Raw genomic sequence first — 21,901 nt, forward strand, 5'->3', positions numbered from 1 at the left:
TTTCTTTACCGACCGGTAGGCATACCCCAAGGGGCGATAGACGTGAAGCGGATTTTTGGGCTGGCGGCAATCATTGCGGGTGCGGTGCTCGCCATTTTCTTCCCGGATCTCGAATTCGGATGGTTCAAAGGTCGTCCGTTCGGTGTGATCCTCGCGATCCTGGGCGGAATCGAACTGCTGGAGAGCCTGCGCGGCCGGAAGTCCAAGGGAATCGTCGAGGAACTGCGTGACGACTTCGGTATCGGCTCGTCGCGTAACCGCGACCGCGACCGGGACAGGTGAGTGTGGGCGGGAGTTGGGCCGGGCGGCCGGCACGTGCAGCACGAGAACGCCGTGACCACCCGGATCGCCGGCTCCCGCCGGAAGAAGAAGGACGAGGAGTACACGGAGCGATGGTGGAGTTCGACAAGAGCGAAGAGACCCGGTCGAGGCGGGCGAACCTCTTCCTTGTGGCCACAGGAACCCTGTCCACGGCACACCTGCCCTTTTGGCTCAACTGGCTGTCAGTCAACCGCCCTCACTACAAGGTCACGGTCGGGGTCACCGACTCGGCCCGGAACTTCGTGAGCCCCTCGGCGCTGACCGCACTCACCGGTACGCCGGTGGTCCGCAACACGTGGGACACCACCGGAGGGGTGGAGCCGATTCACACCCGCATCGCGGCCGACTACGACGGCCTCGTCGTGTTCCCGGCATCCGTCGCCTTCCTCTCCGCACTTGCCGCGGCCTCCGGCAGCTCTCCGTTCCACCTTGCCGCCCTGGGCACGGCAGCACCTGTCATCCTCGCTCCCACCTTTCCGCCCGGGGTCGCAGACAATCCGCTCGTCGTGGACGTGCTCCACAGGATCGACGGCGTACCGAACTACCACATCGTCAAATCTCATAAGGGAACGAGCCGTTCGACCGGAGCCGAAACGGATGTGACCGCGCCCATGTGGGACGTGATCGGGGTCTTCGAGGCGGCGGCCGGCGACCCGGGCGGTACCACGGGCGCATCGGAACCCGCACATGCCTGACACCCATCGGTGAGCAGGCCGCTCTGGACAGCAACTCTCGACAAGAGGCCCGGCACATGGACTATTTCTTCTACACCTTCACCGATCCCGATGCGTACGACGACATCGGGCGCTGGAGGGCGGACCGGCACGACCCGCGGTTCGACCGGATTCGCTGCGGCCTGACCGCCGTCCCCCACGCCGACGGATGGCATTACGCCCAGCACGGGATCTGGACCGTCTGCCGACCGGGTCGCGACCCGGTGCGCGGCCAGGGCTGGAAGATCCATGTCGCGGTCACCCCCGAGACTTTCGCGCCGCTTCTCGACACCGTCTCCGCGTTCTGCTTCGACCTCGGCGTGCCCTTCAAGTTCCTGGCGCGCCACGAGTACGCGTGGCTGGTCAACGCCAAGTACGCGCCGCGCCCGGTCAGCGGCAAGGGAATCGTCCTCTACCCGGCCGACGAGCAGCAGTCGATCGCCCTCGCGTCAGAGCTGGCCGGCGTGCTGAAGGCGTGGCAGGGCCCGCGCATCCTGTCCGACCTGCGGATCGACGACGGCGTCGTCCACGTCCGGTACGGGGCCTACACCCGCCGGTACTGCCGAAACGCCGAAGGCAAGGTCACCTTCGCACTGGAGGACCCGGAAGGGCGCCTCGTCCCGGACCGCAGGTCCGTTCCCTTCCGTGCACCGTCGTTCGTCGCCGTGCCCGAGGCGTTCGCTCCGCGGTCCCCGGAGGCCGGAGGTCCGGTGCCTCCCTACCGGATCGACAAGACGCTGCACTTCTCCAACAGCGGCGGTGTCTACCTCGCGACGAACACAGCCACTGGCAGCCAGGTCGTCCTGAAGGAGGCGCGGCCCTCGGCCGGCTACGACTTGATCGGCGGCGACGCAGTCCAACGCGCCGAGCGGGAGTACGAGGCCCTGCGCAGGTTCGCCGACCTGCCCGCCGTGCCCGCGGTGCACGAGCAGTTCACCTGGCAGGGGCATCTCTTCACGGTGATGGAGTACGTCCGGGGCACCACGCTCCTGGAGTGGTGCGCCGCCAAGCAGCCCTACCTGCTGCGCCCCGACCCGTTCCGGCCGCCCACGAGGGACGACATCAGGACGTACCGCGAACAGGTCGACACCATCCTCGCGCAGGTCCGCGACTTCCTGTCGGCCCTGTGGGAACGGGGCCACGTCTTCGGCGACATCCACCCGGGCAACGTCATCGTGACACCCGGCCTGGACGTCAGGTTCATCGACCTGGAGGCATGCATCGAGGAGGACGCCCCCCGCCCCTTCCCCGGCGCTCCCGGGTTCAACGACTACACCCGCACCGGGCGGGCCGCGGACGAGTACGCCCTCGGCATGCTGGAGCTGTCCTGCTACCTGCCGCTCACCCACCTCGTACGCATGGAGGGCGCGAAGTTCCACCAACTCCTGCACGCCAGCGTGGAACGCTACGACCTGCCGGCCGAGTGGGCCGAGCGGGTGGCGCGGCTCTCCACCCCCGACGATGCCCCTGCCCCGCGCCCCGGCCTGCGCACAGCGTCCAGCCATCTCGACGACGCACTTGGCTTCGAGGAGTGGTCCGCCCAGATCGTCGCCGGTCTCGCGGCAACCATGACTCCGGAGCGCACGGATCGGCTCTTCCGGAACGACTTCTCGGGATTCACGCTGTCCCCGGTCTGCTTGGCCACGGGCGCGTCCGGGGTGCTGTGGTCCCTGCTGGGAACGCGTGGCCTTGAAGCTCCCGACCTCGTGGAGCGGGTGATCGACTGGATCGTCGTCCGCGGCCGAGAATCCGCCGACCGCCTCGAATGCGGCCTGTACGACAGCGAACTGGGCGCCGGCTACACCCTCTGGCGGCACGGTTACCCGGAGCACGCCCAGTGGCTGGTGGACGCCGCCATGGCGAAGGAACGCGACGGCAGCGGACTCGGCGTGTTCAGCGGCCTCGCGGGAGTGTTCCTGGCCGTCACCGAGATGGCGGCTGGTCCGAACCCGCTCGTCACGACGGCCGCGGTCGAGAAGCTCGGCGCGGAACTCGCCGACCGCGCCCGGCGGTTCCTGGCCCGGCTGAAGGAAAGCACGACACCCGACGTCGCTCATTTCGGCCTCCTGCACGGCGTCGCGGGCATCGGTCTCGCCGTCCACCGCTATGGCCTGCTATTGGACGACTCTGCGGCGCTGGACCTGGCCCGGGAACTGCTGGAGTTCGAACTGACCGGGTACGTACGGTGCGCGGACGGCTCCTTGCAGTTCAACGACGCCGAACGCAGGAGCCTCGCCTACGTCGAAGTCGGTTCTCTCGGCACGGCGCTGGTCCTCTCGGAGCTCGCCCGGCACGAGGACTGGGCTCCGACCGGTGCCGGCATCCCCGACCTGATACGTGCGAACGGACCCGAGCTGATGGTCCAGAGCGGGCTCTTCCGCGGCCGGTCGGGATTCATCGCCGGCCTGGCCTCCCTCGCCCGCGACGGATACGAGCAGCCGGCCCGGTCGTTCATCGATCGCCACATGGGCCAGCTCGGCCTGCACGAGATCCGGCCGACGGAGGCCGAGCTGCACTACCCCGGCACCCGTAACTACAAGCTCTCCAGCGACCTGCGGACCGGCAGCGCCGGGGTGCTCACGGGCATCGCCTTCGCAGAGCACCGCCGCGACAGCTGGCTCCCCGGAGTCAGGTAATGGGTGACGTACTGGGCGAAGTCCTGCCTCTGGCCCTGCTCGACACCCTCGGCGTGTCCACCATCGCCATTCCCATCTGGTTCCTGCTCATGCCGTCGGGCCTACGGATCGGCCGCGTGTTCGGCTACCTCTTCCTTGTAGCGGTCGGGTGCCTGCTGCTCGGCCTGCTGCTGCTGGGCACGCTCGTGGCGATACGCGAGGACCTCCGTTCCGCGCTGAAATCGCCGGTCGGCGACAGGGCGATGGCCACGGCAGGCGTGGCTCTGCTCCTGGTCGCCATCTGGTACGGAATGCTGCGCACCGAGAAATCCGCCTCCGGCCGGCTCACCCGCTGGCGGGAGCAGGCGGTCGGCCGGTCCGGGACGGCCCGCGGCCTGATCACCGTCGCCGTGCTGGCCGTTGTCTTGGAAGTGCCGGCCATGTTCCCCTACTTGGTGGCGATCGGCGCCGTGAGCCGCAGCGGCCTGCCGTGGCTGTCCCAGGCCACCGTCCTGGCGTTCTACTGCCTGGTGATGGTCACCCCCGCATTGCTGGTCACCGTGGTCCGCCTCGTCGCGAAAGGTCTCGTCCACTCGCCACTGCGCAGGATCGACAACTGGCTCAGGGACAACGCCCAGGAGAACACAGCGTGGCTCATCGCTCTCGCGGGTTTCATGCTGCTGTCGAACACCACCGTGTACGACAGCATCATGGCTCTCCTCTCGTCCCGCTGACACAGTGTGGACGCGGCCGATGGGGGCTTGGAGAGGGCTTTCGTTGGCCGCTGCCGCATGGCAAGCGGTGCCCACGGTTCGGGGTGAAGCCCAGGGGTGATGCCGCAGGAACCACCGACCGGTATGTGTCGAGTCGTCACATATATCGTGCACGGGATGTGCACTGCGGTGCGCCAGGGGACGGTATCCGCGCAGGTCACGCCGGCTTTCGGTAAAAGCGCCCGGTGTCCCCGGCGTACAGGCCGACTCGTCCGCCCCTACCTGGGACTTCACTTCGGAAATGGCCTCTGACCGGCATCGGAGGCTCTTTTCGACCTTTCACGTGCTTGCCGCTTGGGCAGCCGAAAGTCCTTCGCATGTCCCTCTGACAGAGCTGAAAGTCCCTGAAAAATCCCAGAGGTGGGCGTTCACTGGAGGCGTCTGAGCAGCCGCTACACGGAGGTACACATGCTGATGATGTAGTGGCGTGCCGCCCAAGGCGCTGCCCCTGTGGGAGCGCGGGGTGGATAGGTCTGTTGGCACGACCTCCGCCTGAGCGGAGCGGGCCTCCACAGCGATATCGATCGTGCCATCGTCGCCGGAACATCTCCGCGGATGCGGAGCAGACGAACGCGACCTGCGCCGCAAGGAGATCGGCTACGGAGCATCTCCGCGTGCGCGGAGCGGACCCGTCCTTGATGTGGCCCATGGTCTGACGCCCCGGTGCATCTCCGCGAGCGCGGAGCGGACTCCCTCCCCCGTTCCCGAACTGGAGACCACACCGGTGCATCTCCGCGAGCGCGGAGCGGACGAAGCCAAAGACCGCCTCGCTGCCATCGCCGCCGCCGAGGGCCTGTCGCTACGGGCCTACCTGGCACGCCTCGCTGAAACCCTGCTCACCCCGACCGAACGCGCCGAGCGGGCGCAACAGGCCAAGGCCGTGCTCCAGAAGTGGAGCGGCTACGCCCCCTCCGCGGCCGAGGAGCAGGACCTCGACAAGGAGCTCGACCGGCGCCTGGCCAAGGCGGCCGGCCGGTGAGCGACGCGATGCACATCATCCTGGACGAGACCGCGATGGCCGCCACCGGCAAAGGCAACGTGCTGGCCTCCCGGCTGATCCACCGCGCCCACGCCGAAGCAGGCTGGTACCTGTACGCGCCGACCTGTGCGTTAGTCGAAGCCGACCGTGCTCGCCCCGGTACTGCCGAGCACCTGGCGGCGCTCCCCGGCATCACCGTCCTGGACCTCGACCTGCCCGCCGCACTCGCGGTGGCTCAGCAGGCGTCGTGGGCAGCGGCTCACTGCCAGCACGCGGCCCAGCCCACACCGGACCGGCCCGAGGGCGCCGTCGTCGCCACCACTGACCCGCAGCGCTGGCACGGGCAACCCGTACGCGTCCTCGACCTCAACCCCTGAGTCGCTCGCCTGGGTGGCATGGCGCGTGTCGTGAGCTGCGCAGGCGATTCTGAGGTGCGTGCCCGGGACACTGTGCTGAACAGTGCCGCTTCCTGCCGTTGTCCAGGGGGCCCGTATGCCGGAAGTCGTCGAGACGCACGTGACCGATCAGTTGGCCCGGTGGAGCGCTCAGTATCGTGAACCAACGGAGCAGGAGCTCGAAGCCCCATGCGGAGGCTGCGAGTTTTGCCAAGAGGCGCAGTCGTACTTCGACTGGCTCTTGGACATCGCCGACGGGCTTTGGTGTCGATTCGAAAATCCCGCGCAGTTCAGTTACACCGTCAACGGCCATTGGCTACATCGCACGACGTGTGCCTGCATTCGACGCGCGATGCCCACTGAGAACGCGCGGCCGATCGGCGAGACATACGATCTGGCGTTTCGGCGGTGGGCACACGAACACCACGACTACCGCAGCAAAGCGGGCGCGGCGCGGTACAACCGCCATTTGCTGCTTGAGATCATGACTCCGGCTGAAGCCCGCGAGTGGAAGACCGGCTACATCGGATCGCGCGGCGGGCGGGAGTACCGTCTCTGCAAGGTGTGCCGGCCAGACGAGCCGTGATGGCTGCTGGCAGCCAGAGCTCATCAGCCGACCGTCGGCACCCGCAGCTCCACACTGTGCAGCGCTGAGATGTGTGCCATCAGAAGCTGTTGTCTTTTCGCGCTTGAGGACGGCGTTTTCGCTGGTCGGGCATAGCAGTGGCGGTCCGGTGGGAGTGGTGGCGTGTCGTGTCATTGCTCCTTGGGAGGTTGTGGATGCCGTCGGTCGTCGGACTGCTGGAACAGCAAGAGGCCGCCGCTCGCCGTCGAGTCGACGGGCTGCGTGAGGAGGCCGACCGCATCCAGGCCGAACTCGCCGCGGCCGAAGTGGAATGGCAGGAGTGGGTGATCGCTCGCAGGCGGGTCGATACGGTGCTGGCTCCGGATGGCGGCAGCATCGCCGGCATGGAGGTCACCCCGGATCCACAGAATGCGGACGCGCCGCCGACGCCCCGGGATGCGGCGAAGGCAAAGTCGCAGGTGCCGGTGTGGCACCAAGGGCTGGCCTGGTCGGCGCTGTCCGTGGACTACCAGCGCATCCTGCAGACTCTCACGGACCGGCACCGGCTCGGCCAAGGGCCGCTGACCTGCCAGGAGATGACCCAAGCGTTCGGCATGGACGTGGTGCCGGCGCGGGTGGAGGCACTACGGTCGAAGGCGAAACGCCTGGTCGCGCGCGGCTGGCTGGCCGAGCCGGCGCCGGGCCGCTTCACCCTCGCGCAGGGCGTGGCCTCGCCAGGCGACGGGTCATGAGCAGGATCATCGACCAGTAGACCATCGCCTCGGCGCTGGTGGTGCGCCGCTCGAAGTCGCGCACCAGGCGGCGGGTGCGCATCAGGTGGGCGAAGAGGCGCTCGACGATCCACCGCTTGGGCAACACCACGAAGCCACGCATGTCATCGCTGCGCTTGACGATCGCCAGCACCAGGGCCAGCGCGGCCAGGCAGTACTCGACGAGGCTGCCGGTGTAGCCGCCGTCAGCCCAGACCAGGGCCAGCCGGTGGTGCGCGGCGGTCACCTGCTCAAGCAGCACCTGGGCGGCGGCGCGGTCGCCGGTGTCCGCGGCGGTGACCATCACGCCGAGCACAAGCCCGAGCGTGTCGACCACGACGTGCCGCTTGCGCCCGTTGATCAGCTTCCCGCCGTCAAAGCCGCGACTGTCCGAGCCGACGACAGCGTCCGCCTTGACCGACTGCGAGTCGATCACCCCGGCGGTCGGCTCGGCATCCCGGCCCAATGTCTCGCGCAGGCGATCCCGCAGCCGGTCGTGGAACTCCGTGACCAGCACGTGGTCGCGCCAGCGACGGAAGAACGCATACACACGGTCCCACGGCGGGAAGTCGGCCGGCATCGCGCGCCACTTGATGCCGTTGTCCACGAGATAGCGAACCGCGTCCAGCATCGTCCTATGACAGTACGCCTCTGGCCGACCGCCCCGGCCACGCATCCAGCCCGGCACCGGCAGCAGTGGCCGGATGGCCGCCCACTCCGCGTCCGTCATGTCCGTCGGATACCGGCGCCGCCGCTCGGATCGGTCAGCCGCGTTGCCGTACACGTGCGCGAGGCAATCACACGACAGAGCAGCCGAGTTGGACTGCCCGGCCAACGACACGGAAGACTGCGGCACCGGGGCCTCCTGATGCTCTATGGATTCGACACCCACGAGCTGTTCAGGAGGCCCTACCTTCATGCTCTCGCCACGGCAGGATCACCCAACCGGGAACCCGAGTTCGACCAGCACTGCTCAAGATCGAAAAGACAACAGCTACTCAGGCGAGTGCCGCGAACGGCTCGAACTCCTCGGTGGAACCGCAGCCGATGACCACCGCGGTGGTGCGCCCAGGCGCGTGACGAGCCAGATCGGCACGGACCAGCACATGGAACCCGCGGCCGCCAAGATAGGCAAGGTCAGCCATGCGCGGTGCGTCTAGCTCCTCGGGTTCGGCCACGTGGTATCACTGTCCGTCGAACCGGACACGGTAGGTGTGGTCTGTCCAGCGTCCGATATCGAAGTTGGGGTCGCGGTAGCGGGCGCGCAGTTCCGGCAGCGGCCCGGTGCGCGTGTGCCATGCCGCTTTGGCGTCCTTGGTCTCGCCGTGCCCGCAGCTGCTGCACCAGCAGGGGCGTGGCGCAGCCTCGCCTTCGCCTGTCCTGGGTTGCACGCCCCGCGCTTCGTCGAAGGTGGGCAGTCGTCTCAAGTCGAGCCGTTTGAGAATGCCGTGTCGGGTGAACTCCTGCGTCAGCGCCGGCGCGCACTCTTGGCGGACGATGCGGCACTTCCTCCCATCCGTCACAGCGTGGCCGACGATGTCGTGGACGAGCTCGTCATAGTCGGTGAAGTGCGGTCCCTTGGTGACGCTGACCAGCATGTAATCCGGGTCGAGGTAGCCCTCTCTTCGCAAGTATCGAAGTTCTACAGGGACGAACAGGGAGCGTGGGGCAGGTGCCAAGGCGGGGTCGGCAGTGATCATGGCCAGTTCATCGGCCGTTGGCGCGACGTGCTGTAGTCGCAGAGCGTGATCGAGGGTTTCGGTGACACGACCACCGAGACTCACCTGGTCTCCTCGCGGCCGAGGAGAGCGAGATCCTGCACCGACAGGTCTTCCTCGCCCACCACGCCGCCGGAGACATCGAGGCGCTACGCGAAGCCGCCGCCCGCCTCTCGCGCATCAACGAGCAGCTGCTGGGTGGGGTCGACATGGAGGCCGAGACCGTCGAGCTCCTACGAAACCTGCTGCCTCGCCCCGTGACTCGGGCCCGCTGACGGAGCATGTCAGCGGCCCGATACGGGTATGCCGCTCCGGCCCACGGGTGCACGGAGCGATCGGCCAAGGGGGTTTCTGTGCACGGCGGGAACACCGGTCCAGCCAGTGCTGTTGCACCGGCTGAGGAACCGGCGCCGCGAGGCGGGAGCACAGGGACCAAGAGATCGCGGCCCCCGGCGCCGCGATACGCGCGGTCATCTGGTACTGAGGGGCGCCTGCTCATACGCCCACTGCGGACTCATGCCTATGCTTTTTCACCCAGGAGGACTGTTTCATGAATGACTGGCCCTTGACGCTCATGGCGGTACACGCCCACCCCGACGATGAGGCCACTGGAACGGGGGGTGTCCTCGCGCGGTACGCGGCGGAGGGCATCCGCACCGTCCTGGTGACGTGTACCGACGGTAGTTGCGGTGACGGACCAGGCGGCGTCAAGCCGGGTGACCCCGGACACGATCCGGCGGCCGTCGCCTTGATGCGACGTCAAGAACTCAAGGCGAGCTGCGACATCCTCAAAGTCAGTCACCTGGAGATGTTGGACTATACCGACTCCGGGATGATGGGCTGGCCGACCAACGACGCCCCTAGATCTTTCTGGCAGACACCTGTGGAGGAGGGCGCTGCCCGACTCGCTGAGCTCATGCGACGCTACCAACCTAATGTGGTCGTCACCTACGACGACAACGGCTTCTACGGCCACCCTGACCACATCCAGGCCAACCGCATCACGATGGCGGCGCTGGCGAAGGCCGCGCTGACACCTAAGGTGTACTGGACGACAGCGCCTCGCTCGATGATGCAGCGGTTCGGGGAGATCATGCGCGAGTTCGGTGCGGACGGCCAGGAGCCGGATCCCGCCGAGGCCGCCGCGCTAGCCGAGATCGGGCTCCCCGACGAGGAGATCACCACCTGGGTGGACACCACCGACTTCGGCGGTCAGAAGTTCGATGCACTGGCCGCGCACGCCAGCCAAGGGGAGAACATCTTCTTCCTCGGGATGGGCCAGGAGAAGTTCACTGAGTTGATGGGCGTCGAGACCTTCGTACGCGTCCAAGACACCACCGGCGCGGCCGTGCCCGAGAACGACCTTTTCGCCGGACTGCGCTGATCCAGCCCGGTCCGGACTCTCGCTGGGCCTGCGGGATGACGAGTGCCGACCGTGCGATGTCGTACAGCATCAGCGGGTGTCTTCGCCGGGGCCGAGCGCAAATGAGGGCTCTGGTGACCTGGTGGAGGTCAGCGTCGCGGCGGACCGCGAGCTGGCAGGGCGATGTTCGACCGGGACTGCCCGCGGTACGAGGACCGGCAGCTCGACCGACATGTGCAGCGCCGCGCGATCGCGGTAGCCCTCGCGATGCCGAGGGCTACCGAAGCGGAGTGGTGGGCGGTTGCCGGCCGGCAGTCGCACAGAGGTGTGATGACCAGGGCGTGGTCACGTGAGCTTGAGTGGGAGCGGGTCCGTGCCTGGAAGGCGGTGGTCGCAGCCCGAGGCAACGTCTCGGCCGTCCCGCCGGCCCCGGTCGTGTTGCCCGCGCCCCGTCTGGCCGCCGCCGCTCCAGCCCCAGAGACGGAGTTGGAGGACGTCGACGACGACCAGGAGCTGGTCCTTGAGGACCTGACCCGCGAGCAGGTCCTGGACTGGCATAACCACGCCGCTGCCGACCACCAGGTCGTCCACGACCACATCGCCCGGTACGGCGAGCACTCAGCACAGCGCCGGTTCACCCGGGCGTTCGTCGCGACGGTGCACCGTCTCTCCGACCTCGGGCACCTGAACCTCGGCTACATGCCCTGGGAGGAAACGTGAGCGGCGGCGAGGTGTCCGGAGCCAGCCTGGCCGGCGTCGTGATGCGCTCCGCGGCGGATTCCTCGACGGGGCCGTCGACGTGCTGGAGGCGCATGTGGGCTGTCACGAGGCCGAGTTCTGTTGGGGTGTCAGTGGAGGGCCTTCGGCGAATTCGCTGTCGTTTCTCCGTGCCCCCTTCTTGATCGGCATGCGCCAGCCGGGTTCACGGCTTGAGCACGACGTCAGGCGACGACTCCGTCGGGAGCTTCTGTGCCGGGCAGCTCTCCAGCGTCTTCTTCATACCTGGCGCGCCTGGCCGAGACCCTACTCATCCCGGCCGAGCGCGCGGAGAAGGCCCTCGCCGCGCTGAACAAGCGGAACGGCTACGTCCCCACCGCGGCCCAGCAGAAGGACCTGGACAGTGAGCTCGACCAGCGTCTGGCTCAGGTGACCGGGCGGTGAACGACGCCATGCACATCGTCCTGGACGACACCGCGATGACCGCGGCCGGCCAGGGCCATGTCCTCGCCTCCCGCCTCATCCACCGCGCCCACGCCGAAGCCGGCTGGCATCTCACCTCTACGCACCGACGTGTGCGTTCGTCGAGGCCGACCGCGCCCGGCCCGGTACCGCCAGCACCTCGCAGCCCTGCTCGGCATCACCGTCCTGGGCCTGGACCTGAACCTGCCACCCTGGCCGTGGCGCAGCGGGAGACCTGGGCCGCGGCCCACAGCCAGTGCACGGCCCAGCCCACCCCGGACCGCCCTGACGGGGCGATCGTTGCCACCACCGCGCCGAAGCGCTGAGACGGCGAGACGGTCCGCGCTCTGGACCTCAACGCCTGGCCACAGCGCCGTAGTTGGCGGCTTTCGCCAACTCGAATGCTCAAGATTGTCTTGGCTTGGTGCACAGGAAACACCCCTCCCAGTACGGGAGCGCACTAAGGATCTGGTGTTGTGAGCATGAGGCCATCGCACGCTCGTCCGGTCCGGGGAAGTCTCCGACGAGATGAATGTCGTCGGCCGGCGCGAACGACTCCACCATGGCTTTGAACTGGTACAGGTGGTCACGAGCGAAGGGAGGGTCGTAACCCAGCTCGCTCCAGCGGTGGCGGCTCAACGCGAGTGTGGTGGCGCGCAGCACGAAGTCCTTCGACCGGGCACGTCCTCGTGGAGTGGTGCCCCACGCGATGTCCTGTAGGTCGAATCCGACAGCCCCGCGCCCCATCACGTTCTGGTCCTGAAGTGTCAGAAGAGCCGCGAAGCGGTAGTCCCACACGTCATCAGCAAGATCAGATACCGCCAGCATCAGCAGGTCGATGAACACCTCGGTGCCGCTGTTGGACAGGTACAGACTCTTGTCCCCACCACCAAATACGTTCCCCACAGGGCCACGGTACGACGCCTCCGGTACTCCGGAGCTGTGGCTTTGCGAGGACGGACCGGACGTGAAGATCGTCGCCTCGTAGAGTCGCAGGGTGAACCGAGATGACGCCGTTGAGACGCCGGACGCCCCCGACCCCGAACGACGTCGACTTCACCCCGCTGCGCGAGCAGGACCTGACTACCGCCGGTCTCGGCCAAGCCGCCTGAACCGTGAGGTGAACCTAGGGCCTGTTGCGAAAGTGGATCTTCTGTCAGACCTGCCTGGGATGCTCTGAGCATGGAGATGACAGTGCAGCTGACGATCGACTGCTCCGATCCGCAGAGAATGGTGACTTTCTGGGCCGGGGCCCTGGACTACGTGCCTGAGCCTCCGCCGGGCGGGCACGCCACCTGGCGTGCCTACTGGGCGGCCATGGGGGGTGCCCGAGGCAGAGTTGCCGGCCGGTGCCGGGGATATTCCTGAGTCGATCATCGATCCTGCGGGACGTGGACCGAGGGTGTGGTTCCAGCAGGTTCCGGAGCCGAAGGTCGCCAAGAACCGGTGGCACTTCGACCTGAAGGTCGGTGGGGGCCGTGACGTCCCACTGGAGGTCCGCATACAGCGGGTCAAGGCTACGGTGGAACGGCTGGTCAAAGCTGGTGCCACCGTGCTGCGGATTAAGGATGAGCTGGACATGGGGCTCTACGCCGCCGCCATGCAGGACCCCGAGGGCAACGAATTCGACGTCGTCTGAGGGCCGTTGCGACGGCGCTGGTCACAGCCACTCGTTCACGGCTGCGACCAGCACAGTCGCCTCGTAGCGGACGGAGAACTTGTCGTACCTCGTGGCCACTGCCCGGTGTCTTTTAAGTCGGTTGATCCCGCACTCGACCGCATGGCGCTCGCGGTAATCCACCGCGTCGAAACGCGGCGGTCGGCCGCCACGGGAGCCCAGCTTCCTGCGGTTGCGGGCCTGGTCAGCCTTGTATGGGATGGTGCAGCGGATTCCACGGCGGCGCAGGTAGGCGCGGTTCTTGCGGGAGGAGTACGCCCGATCGGCGCGTACTCGATCGGGGCGGACGCGTGGCCGGCCCGATCCGATGCGGGGTAGGCGGACATTCTCCAGCACGGGCTCGAATTGCGGCGAGTCGCCGCGCTGCCCGGCCGTCACCACGATCGACATGGGCTTTTGACCCTGCTCGACAGCCACGTGCAGCTTGGTGGTGAACCCGCCACGTGAGCGGCCCAGCCCGTGATCACAGGGCTCGGCCACAACTCCGCCCGGCGGTTCCTTCTGTAGGTCCCCATGCTTCCTGGCCCCTGCCGCATGCTGATGGGCGCGACACACTGTGGAATCGACGCTCAGGTCCCACGTAATCCAGCCCTTCGCGTCAGCCTGGGACTGAAGTCGGGTGAGGACCAGGTGCCAAAGCGCCCCGGCGCTCGATCCGCGAGCGGCGGGCGAACGGGAAGGCCGGGTCATCGTCCCATGCAGCGCGCGGCGGAACTCGCCGTGCCCGAGTACCGGGCGACCCTCGACGCCCTCTAGGAAATCGGAGATCGGCGCCGAGGGGTCGCTCGGCTATGTCAGCGTCGGCCTGGGCATCGTGATCGGGGTGCCGCTGCTGGCGGCCGGGCCCGGGATAACTGCCGCAGCCTTCGGCATCGCTCCTGCTGGAGGCCAACAGCGCGACCCGGTTCTTCGCCCGGCGCTTCGGCCGGGCGGTCACCTCACCGGCCTGAAGCTGACCGGCAGCGGCGTCCGGCCCGCCTGGGTGCCGCTCAGTAGCGGACAGACCATGCGTTCGAATCCTCCACGTTCGAGAACGGCATCACAACGTTGATGAACTCCTGGCAGAACGGGTCCGAGTACACGTACGCGATGCTGTCGGTGTAGTTGGCGACCACGCCGCCGGGAGCATCGCTCCGGTTGCAGCCGGTGGGGTTCTGAATGATGCGACCGTTGAGTAACAGGGTCCCGTCCGCGGCAGAGGCCGATTGAGTCACACCGAGCGTGAGCGCGACGCTCGCGCCGAGTACTCCGAGTGTGGTGGCAAGACGCTTCATGCACATCTCCCTTGATCCGAACCGTCGGCCCCGCCCCCGGCAGTCCGGTGGGCGCGGCACTTGAACGACCCGAGCGTGCCGGGCGCCCCGTCCGTCCCGCCACAAAATCCAGGCACTTTGGGACGCAGGAACGCGGAAGTGCCCTTTGACCAGGGCAGTCGCAAGCTGCCTGGAATGCGGAGCTGGGACGCCGAACGCCGTTCCTCCCCCAGGGGCAACCGCAGCCACCCCTCTGCGGACCGCCTAAACGCTCAATCGGGACACCTATAGCGCTCAGTCACAGCCGCAGCACACGGGCTGGGCGCAACTTCCGCGCGCCAGGACCGGCGCATTACCGGGCGGGCGTGCCCCTCGCAGCCAGATGACCGTCAGCGGACCGCAGGCATGCGACGGTCGGTACCGGCTACGTGCCGTGGGTTCGCGCGGCAATTTTGTTCATTTTGGGACATTGGTCGATCGTTTACCGGGACCCTCTTAGCTGCATGTGACCACCCGGCCGCAGGACGTGGCCGGGGCTTCCAAGAGGGGGAAGTTATTCGTACGCGAGTGAAACTGTCGTTAGCCGGTGTCGCTGCGCTCAGCGTCCTGGGCTTAGTCGCCTCGCCGGCCACCGCACTGCCCGGCCCCGTAGCGGGTGCCGCCGGTGGCGCCGCGGCGACGGTGAAGGTGAAGGACGTGAAGATCAACGACTTCGCGACGTGCGCCTTCACGGCGGAGACGCCGGGCTATCTGACATCGGGGAAGATCGCCGCGTCGGGGAAGATCGGTGCGTGCGGCCCGGTGCCGGACAAGTGCCGGCTACAGACGGCCATCATGCTCGGCCCGGTGAGCACCATCGCGCACAAGGACACCGGATGGGGCCAGTGCAAGGGCAACAACAAGCTCGTCTACAAGTGCGCTGACCAGGTGCACAAGCGCACGTTCTACACCGAGTCCGTGATGCAGATCGAGTGGCGCGGACAGTACGCCCCCAAGATCCTTCACAGCCCGTCAGTCTCGCTCTTCTGCGGCTGACCGTCCTCGGCGCCGGGCCTGCTGTCCGCAGGCCCGGCGCCCACCGGCGTCTAGGGAATATCGACGCGGACGGATGCACTGGACTCCGGTTCTGGCCCCAGCCCGTCGAGATCAGCGTCTTCGAAGCGTCGCACAGCCTCAGCGACCTCCTGGTCGCTGGATTCGACGCAGAATTCATTGCCCTCCGGGTCAGCCAGCACCACCACCGCCAGACCGCAACTCCGGTTCGTCCAGCGCCTCTCGATGACCTTCGCTCCCAGGGCAGTGAGCCGGGCGACCTCGACTTCCAGTGCTCCGTCAACAGGGTTCAGCCACAGTCGCATCCGGCTTCGCGGCCGCGCTGGAGCTCGTTCCTCCACCAGGTAGAGCCGCATCTCCTGCTCGCCGCGCGGAACGATATTCACCCCGTCCGTCCCAGGCCCGACGGGGGCATCTAAGACGGCACTCCAGAACTCACCCAGCTTGAGCGGATCTGTGCACTCAAGCTCGACCACACGCATCGTCAGACCCATCTGCCGAATGTACGCCCGAACCCGCCTGCCCCACCTGAGCATCGTCGGCGGCTTTACATTCCGGTCGTAGGCAGGCCCAGGTCCCACCGTGTCGCTACATCGGCTACGTCTGCTGCCCCGAGTGCATCTCCTTGCCCGACCACGAAGACCTGGTCCACGGCATCCGCCAGCTCAACCGCGCCGCAGGCTCGGCAGCCGCGTACAGCCGGATCGGCACTGCGCCTATCCGCCCTGGATCAGCCCGGACCACGCCGCCCTCGAGGGCTACTGGGCTGAATGGGGCACAGCAGAGCTGAGTCCGGCTTAATGACTCTGGGCGATGGCCTCCTCCACTTCCTTGCGGATCTCCCTCGCGGGATAGCGCACGGCTGACCCGTACGGGACGAGCAGTCCGTCGACGAGTGATGAATCGTCCTCCACCAGCTCGGCTACCAGCACGGTGCTCCCCGGCGGCACTTCCGCCGCCAGCATCTCCAGCGCCGCGTTGATCGCGGTCGCCTCGCGCGCGTCATGGGCACCGCCGATCAGCCCGCCCGCGCCAAAGCCGATCATGACGCCGAGCGGACCGCCGAGGATCCCCAGGAGCCCGCCGATCAGCCCGCCGGCGGTGAAGGCGCGGGCAGTGCCGGTGCTGTCGACGGCGTCGGGGAAGTCCAGGACGCCGCCAGCATCGCGTGCGACGACCGCTGCCTCGCGCAGTTTCACCTCACCGTCGGCGTGCGCCTGCCGCAGCGCGTCGAGTGCCCGGTGGCCGGCCTGCGGGTCGTCGACATTCAGGAAGAGGACGTTGTCGTTCATGACTTCCACTGTTGGCGCTCCCGGCCCTTGGCGCACCCCAGCGGAGCCTGCCATGTCGGGTCCGGTGCGTTCAGCGGGCGGTGAGCAGGTACTGGCGTCGAGTGGTGACCAGCGCACGCCAGCGGCTGCGGGTCTGCTGCTCGCCATCAAGCCATCGCGCCGCGGAGGGACCATCGAGAAGGCGGCCGGCCATGAAGTGAGCGATGTCACTGTAGTAGGCGTAGTCGCCGTCGCTGGTGGCCTGCTGCAGTCGGGCGAGCGCCGTGGTCAGCTGCTCCGTGGCGTCGAGGACGGCGTGGTGGAAGCAGAGGGCGAGTTCGAGGGTGGCGCACAGGGAGACAACACCGGCTACCTCGACCTCGGTGCGCAGGACGCGGGCGCGGTCATCGACACCTTGCGCACCGGCGGCGCGGACGAGGGCGGCGATCTGGGCGGAGAGGGCGGTGGCGCGCAGGTCAAGGCCGTCGAGCAGCTGCTGGGCGAGGGCGATCTCGTCGTCGGCCCGAGCGGGGTCGGCGAATGCAGCAGCCAGGGCCAGGTGGGCCTGGGAGGTGGCACGTTCGCCGGCGACACCGTGGTCCTCGGCCTCGGTGCGTGCCGCCGTGTAGGAGGTCAGGGCCTAGTCGATCGCGCCGTGGGGCCACCTCAGGTCGCCCATGACGCGGTGATGTCGGCCTTTCCAGCCCAGACCGTGGACAGCGTCGAGGGCGGTGGGGAAGTCGCCGGCGATGCGGGCGAGATGGGCCAGGCCGCGGAGGGCTGCGGGGGCCAGGCGGCCGCCGCCGTCGGCGACGTGCTGCATCCCGCGCCGGGAGGCAGCGGCCTCGCCGAGGTCGCGGTGGGCCTTGGCGCGGTAGTAGGTGGCCATGTCCGTCAGGTCCTCGGGCAGCAGACCGGTGGCGAGGACGGCAGTGAGGCGGTCGGCGGTGCGACGGCGGTGTTCGTGCTGACGCCGGGCCAGGGCGCTCAGAAGTTCGACGAGGGCCTCCGCGGCGGTCCCCACGGCAGCGTCGGGGGCGTCCTGGCGCGTGGGTGGCGCGAGGGGTTCCCAGATGGAGTCGCTGACGTAAGTAGCTGTTGGCGTACCGAACCTGGGGACGGCGTTTTCGCTAGTTAGACATAGGGGCGCTGATTCCGTGGGAGTCGTGGCCTGTCGGGTCGCCGTTCCCTGGGAGGTCGCGGATGCCGTCGGTTGTCGGACTGCTGGAACAGCACGAGGTCGCCGCTCGCCGTCGAGTCGACGAACTACGCGAGGAGGCCGACCGCGTCCAGGCCGAGCTGGCCGCGGCCGAGCAGGAATGGCAGGAGTGGGCGATCGCCCGCAGGCGGGTCGATACGGTGCTGGCTCCGGACGGCGACACCACCGCCGACACAGGGGTCACCCGGGATCCGCGGGATGCGGACGGACAGCCGACGCCCCGGGACGGGGCGAAGCCGAAGGCGCAGGTGCCGGTGTGGCGTGAAGGGCTGGCCTGCTCGGTGCTGTCGGTGGACTACCAGCGCATCTTGCAGGCGCTCGCGGACCGGCACCGGCTTCATCAAGGGACCCTGACCTGCCAGGAGTTGGCCGCAGGGTTCGGCATGGATGTGGTGCCGGCGCGGTGGAGACACTGCGGTCGAAGGCGAAACGCCTGGTCGCGCGCGGCTGGCTGGCCGAACCGGCGCCGGGCCGGTTCATGCTCGCGAAGGATGTGATCGGGCCAGACGACGGGTCATAAGCAGCGCCATGGACCAGTAGACCATCGCCTCGGCGCTGGTGGTGCGGCGCTCGAAGTCACGCACCAGGCGGCGGGTGCGCATCAGGTGGGCGAAGAACCGCTCGACGATCCACCGCTTGGGCAGCACCACGAACCCTCTCTGGTCATGCCTGCGCTTGACGATCGCCACCACCAGCGCGAGAGCGGCCAGGCAGTACTCGACGAGGCTGCCGGTGTAGCCGCCGTCGGCCCAGACCAGTTCCAGCAGGTGGTGCGCGTCAGCGACTTGCCGCAGCAGGACCTGGGCGGCTGTGCGGTCGCCGGTGTCCGCGGCGGTGACCATTACCCCCAGCAGCAGGCCGAGGGTGTCGACCACGACGTGCCGCTTGCGTCCGTTGATCTGTTTGCCGCCGTCGAAGCCGCGGCTGTCGGTGCCGACGACAGCGTCCGCCTTGACGGACTGCGAGTCGATCACCCCGGCCGTCGGCTCCACGTCCCGGCCCAGCCTTTCACGGACCCGGCCGCGAAGCCAGTCGTGGAACTCCCGGACCAAGCCGTGGTCGCGCCAGCGGCGGAAGAACGAGTAGACACGGTCCCACGGAGGAAAGTCGACAGGCATCGCCCGCCACTTGATGCCATTGTCCACGAGATACCGGATCGCATCGAGTATCACCCGGTGGCAGTACGCCTCCGGCTGCCCACCCCGGCCGCGCAGCCAACCCGGCACCGGCAGCAGCGGCCGGATGGCCGCCCACTCCACATCCGTCATGTCCGTCGGGTAACGCGCCTGCCGCATCCCGTTGTCCGCGGCGTTTCCGAACCGGTGAGCCAGACAGTCACACTCCAGGAGGCCCTACTCGTATGCGGCAAGCACCCCGCGGCCACCCGATCGAGACTCCCGTTCGACGCGCATCTCTCAAGATCGGAAAGACATCAACTACTAAGGCCCTCCCGCATGATGGCGCACTGCTGCGTCTGCCGCTGTGCAGCCGACACGTTGAACACCGTCACATGCTGCGCGTACGCCTTGTACAGGCCGATGGGCGACTTCATCAGCGCGTTCTCGAAGGCGTCACGACGGATCCTATGGCTGTAGAGATGGCTTCCCTGGCTAGATCGGGGCCAGACGGAGGGTGCAAGTACAGCGATCCGGCGTCTGAGCGATGTGTCAACTCCACTGAGCGGGCGAAGAGTCCTTCCGGTAGCGCCGCTACAGCGCCATCTCTGGCGTGACGAGCAAGACGCAAAGTAGCGATCTTTCCCTGCCAACCGCCAGGGAATGGCCCCACGTTGAGGCATACTCACTGCATGAATCGCAGGGGGTTCTCGTACATAACCGTGGCCGCAGCCCTTGTGCTGGTCCTTGTTGTGCTGCTCTGGCAGTGGATTTCAGGCGCGAGTCCATTCGTAGTGCTCGCAGCTGCTTTTGTTGCCGCTCTGGCGGCACTGGCAAACCTCCTTCACAACTGGAACAGCGGCAGGGCCACCCACCTTGAATTCACAGGGGGCAAGACCCTCAACGATGCCGCCGACAAGCTGGCTGAAAGCCTGAAGCGAGAGCGAAAGGCGGTGGAACACCGGTTCCGCATCGGTGACCCTTACGCCCTACCAGTGCCCTGGATCGCGGCCCCAGGCGATCTGGTTGATGACCTGCAGATGCAGCGTGAAGTCGCTGAGGGCTTCCCCGGCTTCACGGGTGGGGAAGCGGCCCAATGGCTATCAACCCCTGCTGAGCTAGATGGGCGAGGGAACGACCTCACCAACCTCCTATTGCGCTGTCCTACCAAGCGCCTGCTGGTCCTCGGGGAAGCTGGCGCAGGGAAGACGATCCTGCTCTCTCGCCTCCAGTGGGACCTACTGGAAAAGAGAAAAGAAGGGGAGCCCGTTCCCGTTATCTTCCCTCTGGGTGACTGGAGCCCCGGTCTTCAAAGCCTTGAATCGTGGATGGCTGACAGGCTGATGCGCGATTATCGCGTCACAAGATATCCCCACGATGAGCCAGAGGGGCGATCGACAAAGGCAAGGGCCTTGCTGAACGCGGGACTAGTAACTCCGATCCTTGACGGATTCGATGAAATTCCGCGCGAACATAGATATGAGGCACTCGAAACGATAAATAGATCGTTCTCGATGGGGAAACCTCTAGTCATGTCCAGTCAAACGGAGGGCTTCCGTAGCGCCCTGTCGGCTGGAAGCGGAGCAGAGGTTCGCCTCAACGGAGCGGCTGGCATTGAGATGCAGCCCATGGCGGCAGACGATGCCCGATCGTACCTTTTGCGCGACGCAGGGGGTGCCGCAACGAAATCCGCAGAACGCTGGAAATCGGTTCTCGACCTTTTGGGGACAGCGACACCGGTTGGGGAATCCCTTCGGACGCCCCTGTACCTTTTCCTTTGTCGGACCATCTACAACGCCAGGCCGGCCGGTAGTCTGGATATTGTTCCAGCTCCCAATGAGCTTTGTGATCCAATCCGGTTCCCTTCTGCTGAGGTCGTAAAGGAGCATTTGTCTCGCGCCTATATACCCGCTGTTTATCAGGCCGAGGTCTCGTCTTCCGTGAACACGAAAAAGAAGAAGATGCCTCCCGGGAAGGCTCTACGCGCTCACCGGGCCATCGCCCAACACGTGAGCAACACAACAGGAGGCTCGAGAGAGTTTCGGTGGTGGAACTTTCACCGCGTCTCGAGTCGCACGGCCAATACGATCAGCCTTGCGCTCGGTGGGCTTAGCTTCCTTCTGCTATTCCTCCCCGCTCGCAATGCAGAGACAGGTTCAACGGTAGCCATTCCCGCATTCTTTGGCCTCATGACGTATGCCTCTGTGCGTGGAGCCCTTAAAGGGTCTCGCAGGGACCTCACCTCAGGGCTTCGATGGAAATGGAGGCTTTATCCGACGATATTCGGTGCGGGAAGCGGTTACGGAATATTAGCCATGCGCTATGCGGCGGCCGAAGGATACCCGCCTGGCGGAATATTCGAGACGCATGTACATCCAACATTAACCATGTCGATCGCCTGGGCTCTTGGTGGGGCAGCAATCTCGGTCTCCACATGTGGATGGGTTCCGCGAATCATCGAGGAGAGCCAGCCAATAGGTCCAATGGAAAGTCTCCGCATCGATCGAAAGACCTTCGTCAAGGTCTTCATTGCATGGTTTGGATCCTCGACAGTCCTGATTATCACGCTCGTCCTCGGAATCCTCATGTACAATCCACCTGTTCCGAACATTGACGCAACAACGTGGATCACGGCCGGGACGGCGATCTCTGCCGTCGCTGGCTCGTTCATCGGCATCTGGGTCGGACTATTCATGGCGTTCAAAGACACCGCTTGGGGCCTGTTTCTAATCACACGACTAGCCAGGGCGCTTCTCACGGGTACGCCGTTGCGCCTCATGTCCTTCCTTGAAGATGCTCACCGTCTTGGCGTGTTGCGTAAAGTCGGACCTGCCTACCAATTCCGTCATGCGGAGATTCACAGGAGCTTGCTCCAAGAGGGCGTGAATCGAAAATCCGCACAATAGAGCCCATGTGGGCTG

Annotated in this window: 23 protein-coding genes and 4 pseudogenes; 17 read left to right on the forward strand and 10 right to left on the reverse strand. The window is 66.7% G+C overall.

Going from position 1 to position 21,901, the window contains the following annotated elements:
• Positions 1–42 precede the first annotated feature (42 nt).
• The 8 genes from ACO0M4_RS27215 (at position 43) to ACO0M4_RS27250 (ending at position 7,113) form a co-directional block, all read left to right on the forward strand.
• A complete protein-coding gene (locus tag ACO0M4_RS27215; protein WP_430373534.1) occupies positions 43–282 on the forward strand; it encodes a hypothetical protein in 240 nt (79 codons plus the stop codon).
• Between the two features lie 110 nt (positions 283–392).
• Positions 393–1,016: a flavoprotein gene (locus ACO0M4_RS27220; RefSeq protein ID WP_430373535.1), complete on the forward strand. Its 624-nt coding sequence runs from the start codon at positions 393–395 to the stop codon at positions 1,014–1,016.
• Positions 1,017–1,072: 56 nt separating this feature from the next.
• Positions 1,073–3,670, forward strand: coding sequence for a class III lanthionine synthetase LanKC (gene lanKC / locus ACO0M4_RS27225; protein WP_430373536.1), 2,598 nt, complete (start codon positions 1,073–1,075; stop codon positions 3,668–3,670).
• Positions 3,670–4,383: a GAP family protein gene (locus ACO0M4_RS27230; protein ID WP_430373537.1), complete on the forward strand. Its 714-nt coding sequence runs from the start codon at positions 3,670–3,672 to the stop codon at positions 4,381–4,383. Before lanKC ends, ACO0M4_RS27230 begins: the two co-directional genes overlap by 1 nt.
• A 763-nt stretch (positions 4,384–5,146) precedes the next feature.
• Positions 5,147–5,401, forward strand: a complete 255-nt coding sequence (locus ACO0M4_RS27235) for a hypothetical protein (protein ID WP_430373538.1) — start codon at positions 5,147–5,149, stop codon at positions 5,399–5,401.
• 8 nt (positions 5,402–5,409) lie between these two features.
• The gene (locus tag ACO0M4_RS27240) at positions 5,410–5,778 is read left to right on the forward strand and encodes a hypothetical protein (RefSeq protein WP_430373951.1); all 369 of its coding nucleotides are present in this window, start codon (positions 5,410–5,412) and stop codon (positions 5,776–5,778) included.
• Positions 5,779–5,893: 115 nt separating this feature from the next.
• Positions 5,894–6,382, forward strand: a complete 489-nt coding sequence (locus ACO0M4_RS27245) for a hypothetical protein (protein ID WP_430373539.1) — start codon at positions 5,894–5,896, stop codon at positions 6,380–6,382.
• Positions 6,383–6,576: 194 nt separating this feature from the next.
• Positions 6,577–7,113: a hypothetical protein gene (locus ACO0M4_RS27250; protein WP_430369027.1), complete on the forward strand. Its 537-nt coding sequence runs from the start codon at positions 6,577–6,579 to the stop codon at positions 7,111–7,113.
• On the opposite strand, the gene ACO0M4_RS27255 is transcribed toward ACO0M4_RS27250, so the two are convergent.
• The 3 genes from ACO0M4_RS27255 to ACO0M4_RS27265 form a co-directional block, all read right to left on the reverse strand.
• Complete coding sequence (locus tag ACO0M4_RS27255) at positions 7,070–7,861, reverse strand: IS5 family transposase (RefSeq protein ID WP_430369028.1); 792 nt, start codon at positions 7,859–7,861, stop codon at positions 7,070–7,072. The two genes, ACO0M4_RS27250 and ACO0M4_RS27255, sit on opposite strands and share 44 nt — an antisense overlap.
• 268 nt (positions 7,862–8,129) lie before the next feature.
• Complete coding sequence (locus ACO0M4_RS27260; protein ID WP_430373540.1) at positions 8,130–8,276, reverse strand: hypothetical protein; 147 nt, start codon at positions 8,274–8,276, stop codon at positions 8,130–8,132.
• 39 nt (positions 8,277–8,315) lie between these two features.
• Positions 8,316–8,915, reverse strand: coding sequence for a hypothetical protein (locus tag ACO0M4_RS27265; protein ID WP_430373541.1), 600 nt, complete (start codon positions 8,913–8,915; stop codon positions 8,316–8,318).
• 484 nt (positions 8,916–9,399) lie between these two features.
• Here ACO0M4_RS27265 and ACO0M4_RS27270 point away from each other — a divergent pair, with 484 nt between their 5' ends.
• The 4 genes and pseudogenes from ACO0M4_RS27270 (at position 9,400) to ACO0M4_RS27285 (ending at position 11,717) form a co-directional block, all read left to right on the forward strand.
• A complete protein-coding gene (locus ACO0M4_RS27270; RefSeq protein WP_430373542.1) occupies positions 9,400–10,233 on the forward strand; it encodes a PIG-L family deacetylase in 834 nt (277 codons plus the stop codon).
• Positions 10,234–10,542: 309 nt separating this feature from the next.
• Positions 10,543–10,932, forward strand: a complete 390-nt coding sequence (locus tag ACO0M4_RS27275) for a hypothetical protein (RefSeq protein WP_430373543.1) — start codon at positions 10,543–10,545, stop codon at positions 10,930–10,932.
• Between the two features lie 249 nt (positions 10,933–11,181).
• Positions 11,182–11,373: a hypothetical protein gene (locus tag ACO0M4_RS27280; RefSeq protein ID WP_430373977.1), complete on the forward strand. Its 192-nt coding sequence runs from the start codon at positions 11,182–11,184 to the stop codon at positions 11,371–11,373.
• Between the two features lie 8 nt (positions 11,374–11,381).
• Positions 11,382–11,717, forward strand: a pseudogene (locus ACO0M4_RS27285) (hypothetical protein).
• Positions 11,718–11,796: 79 nt separating this feature from the next.
• Here the strand turns inward: ACO0M4_RS27285 and ACO0M4_RS27290 are convergent.
• Entirely contained in the window at positions 11,797–12,297 is a 501-nt protein-coding gene (locus ACO0M4_RS27290) for a hypothetical protein (protein ID WP_430373544.1), read from the reverse strand.
• Positions 12,298–12,573: 276 nt separating this feature from the next.
• Here ACO0M4_RS27290 and ACO0M4_RS27295 point away from each other — a divergent pair.
• Positions 12,574–13,030, forward strand: a pseudogene (locus ACO0M4_RS27295) (VOC family protein).
• A gap of 21 nt (positions 13,031–13,051) precedes the next feature.
• Here the strand turns inward: ACO0M4_RS27295 and ACO0M4_RS27300 are convergent.
• Positions 13,052–13,705: pseudogene (locus tag ACO0M4_RS27300) on the reverse strand (IS5 family transposase); the annotation flags it as partial.
• A 353-nt stretch (positions 13,706–14,058) separates the two neighbouring features.
• Positions 14,059–14,343: a hypothetical protein gene (locus ACO0M4_RS27305; protein ID WP_430373545.1), complete on the reverse strand. Its 285-nt coding sequence runs from the start codon at positions 14,341–14,343 to the stop codon at positions 14,059–14,061.
• Positions 14,344–14,889: 546 nt separating this feature from the next.
• Here ACO0M4_RS27305 and ACO0M4_RS27310 point away from each other — a divergent pair.
• Complete coding sequence (locus ACO0M4_RS27310) at positions 14,890–15,357, forward strand: hypothetical protein (RefSeq protein ID WP_430373546.1); 468 nt, start codon at positions 14,890–14,892, stop codon at positions 15,355–15,357.
• Between the two features lie 50 nt (positions 15,358–15,407).
• On the opposite strand, the gene ACO0M4_RS27315 is transcribed toward ACO0M4_RS27310, so the two are convergent.
• The 3 genes from ACO0M4_RS27315 to ACO0M4_RS27325 all read right to left on the reverse strand — a co-directional run bounded on the left by ACO0M4_RS27315 (position 15,408) and on the right by ACO0M4_RS27325 (position 16,860).
• On the reverse strand, positions 15,408–15,869 hold the full coding sequence (locus ACO0M4_RS27315) for a VOC family protein (protein WP_430373547.1): 462 nt from the start codon (positions 15,867–15,869) through the stop codon (positions 15,408–15,410).
• A gap of 303 nt (positions 15,870–16,172) precedes the next feature.
• Positions 16,173–16,667 (reverse strand): DUF1269 domain-containing protein, encoded by a 495-nt coding sequence (locus tag ACO0M4_RS27320; RefSeq protein ID WP_430373548.1) that lies wholly within the window; start codon positions 16,665–16,667, stop codon positions 16,173–16,175.
• Positions 16,668–16,737: 70 nt separating this feature from the next.
• Positions 16,738–16,860, reverse strand: a complete 123-nt coding sequence (locus ACO0M4_RS27325; protein ID WP_430373549.1) for a hypothetical protein — start codon at positions 16,858–16,860, stop codon at positions 16,738–16,740.
• A gap of 3 nt (positions 16,861–16,863) precedes the next feature.
• On the opposite strand from ACO0M4_RS27325, the gene ACO0M4_RS27330 reads away from it, so the two are divergent.
• Together ACO0M4_RS27330 and ACO0M4_RS27335 are read left to right on the forward strand one after the other, a co-directional pair.
• A complete protein-coding gene (locus ACO0M4_RS27330; protein ID WP_430373550.1) occupies positions 16,864–17,784 on the forward strand; it encodes a hypothetical protein in 921 nt (306 codons plus the stop codon).
• Between the two features lie 65 nt (positions 17,785–17,849).
• Positions 17,850–18,385, forward strand: a pseudogene (locus tag ACO0M4_RS27335) (hypothetical protein).
• Here the strand turns inward: ACO0M4_RS27335 and ACO0M4_RS27340 are convergent.
• Positions 18,342–19,133 (reverse strand): IS5 family transposase, encoded by a 792-nt coding sequence (locus ACO0M4_RS27340; RefSeq protein ID WP_430373551.1) that lies wholly within the window; start codon positions 19,131–19,133, stop codon positions 18,342–18,344. The pseudogene ACO0M4_RS27335 and the gene ACO0M4_RS27340 sit on opposite strands and share 44 nt — an antisense overlap.
• Before the next feature lie 539 nt (positions 19,134–19,672).
• Between ACO0M4_RS27340 and ACO0M4_RS27345 the strand changes: the two genes are divergently transcribed.
• The gene (locus tag ACO0M4_RS27345) at positions 19,673–21,886 is read left to right on the forward strand and encodes an NACHT domain-containing protein (RefSeq protein ID WP_430373552.1); all 2,214 of its coding nucleotides are present in this window, start codon (positions 19,673–19,675) and stop codon (positions 21,884–21,886) included.
• Positions 21,887–21,901 lie beyond the last annotated feature (15 nt).

The sequence above is a fragment of the Streptomyces sp. RGM 3693 genome (assembly GCF_050471125.1).
Lineage (GTDB): Bacteria > Actinomycetota > Actinomycetes > Streptomycetales > Streptomycetaceae > Streptomyces.

What these genes read in the sequence shown, in the direction of transcription:
- ACO0M4_RS27250 (WP_430369027.1), top strand. Translation starts at nt 6,577, where the DNA reads ATGCCGTCGGTCGTCGGACTGCTGGAACAGCAAGAGGCCGCCGCTCGC.
- ACO0M4_RS27320 (WP_430373548.1), bottom strand. Translation starts at nt 16,667, where the DNA reads ATGAACGACAACGTCCTCTTCCTGAATGTCGACGACCCGCAGGCCGGC.
- ACO0M4_RS27240 (WP_430373951.1), top strand. Translation starts at nt 5,410, where the DNA reads ATGCACATCATCCTGGACGAGACCGCGATGGCCGCCACCGGCAAAGGC.
- ACO0M4_RS27270 (WP_430373542.1), top strand. Translation starts at nt 9,400, where the DNA reads ATGAATGACTGGCCCTTGACGCTCATGGCGGTACACGCCCACCCCGAC.
- ACO0M4_RS27230 (WP_430373537.1), top strand. Translation starts at nt 3,670, where the DNA reads ATGGGTGACGTACTGGGCGAAGTCCTGCCTCTGGCCCTGCTCGACACC.
- ACO0M4_RS27255 (WP_430369028.1), bottom strand. Translation starts at nt 7,861, where the DNA reads ATGACGGACGCGGAGTGGGCGGCCATCCGGCCACTGCTGCCGGTGCCG.
- ACO0M4_RS27245 (WP_430373539.1), top strand. Translation starts at nt 5,894, where the DNA reads ATGCCGGAAGTCGTCGAGACGCACGTGACCGATCAGTTGGCCCGGTGG.
- ACO0M4_RS27315 (WP_430373547.1), bottom strand. Translation starts at nt 15,869, where the DNA reads ATGGGTCTGACGATGCGTGTGGTCGAGCTTGAGTGCACAGATCCGCTC.
- lanKC (WP_430373536.1), top strand. Translation starts at nt 1,073, where the DNA reads ATGGACTATTTCTTCTACACCTTCACCGATCCCGATGCGTACGACGAC.
- ACO0M4_RS27340 (WP_430373551.1), bottom strand. Translation starts at nt 19,133, where the DNA reads ATGACGGATGTGGAGTGGGCGGCCATCCGGCCGCTGCTGCCGGTGCCG.
- ACO0M4_RS27275 (WP_430373543.1), top strand. Translation starts at nt 10,543, where the DNA reads ATGACCAGGGCGTGGTCACGTGAGCTTGAGTGGGAGCGGGTCCGTGCC.
- ACO0M4_RS27325 (WP_430373549.1), bottom strand. Translation starts at nt 16,860, where the DNA reads ATGGCCGGCCGCCTTCTCGATGGTCCCTCCGCGGCGCGATGGCTTGAT.
- ACO0M4_RS27220 (WP_430373535.1), top strand. Translation starts at nt 393, where the DNA reads ATGGTGGAGTTCGACAAGAGCGAAGAGACCCGGTCGAGGCGGGCGAAC.
- ACO0M4_RS27260 (WP_430373540.1), bottom strand. Translation starts at nt 8,276, where the DNA reads ATGGCTGACCTTGCCTATCTTGGCGGCCGCGGGTTCCATGTGCTGGTC.
- ACO0M4_RS27305 (WP_430373545.1), bottom strand. Translation starts at nt 14,343, where the DNA reads ATGAAGCGTCTTGCCACCACACTCGGAGTACTCGGCGCGAGCGTCGCG.
- ACO0M4_RS27345 (WP_430373552.1), top strand. Translation starts at nt 19,673, where the DNA reads ATGAATCGCAGGGGGTTCTCGTACATAACCGTGGCCGCAGCCCTTGTG.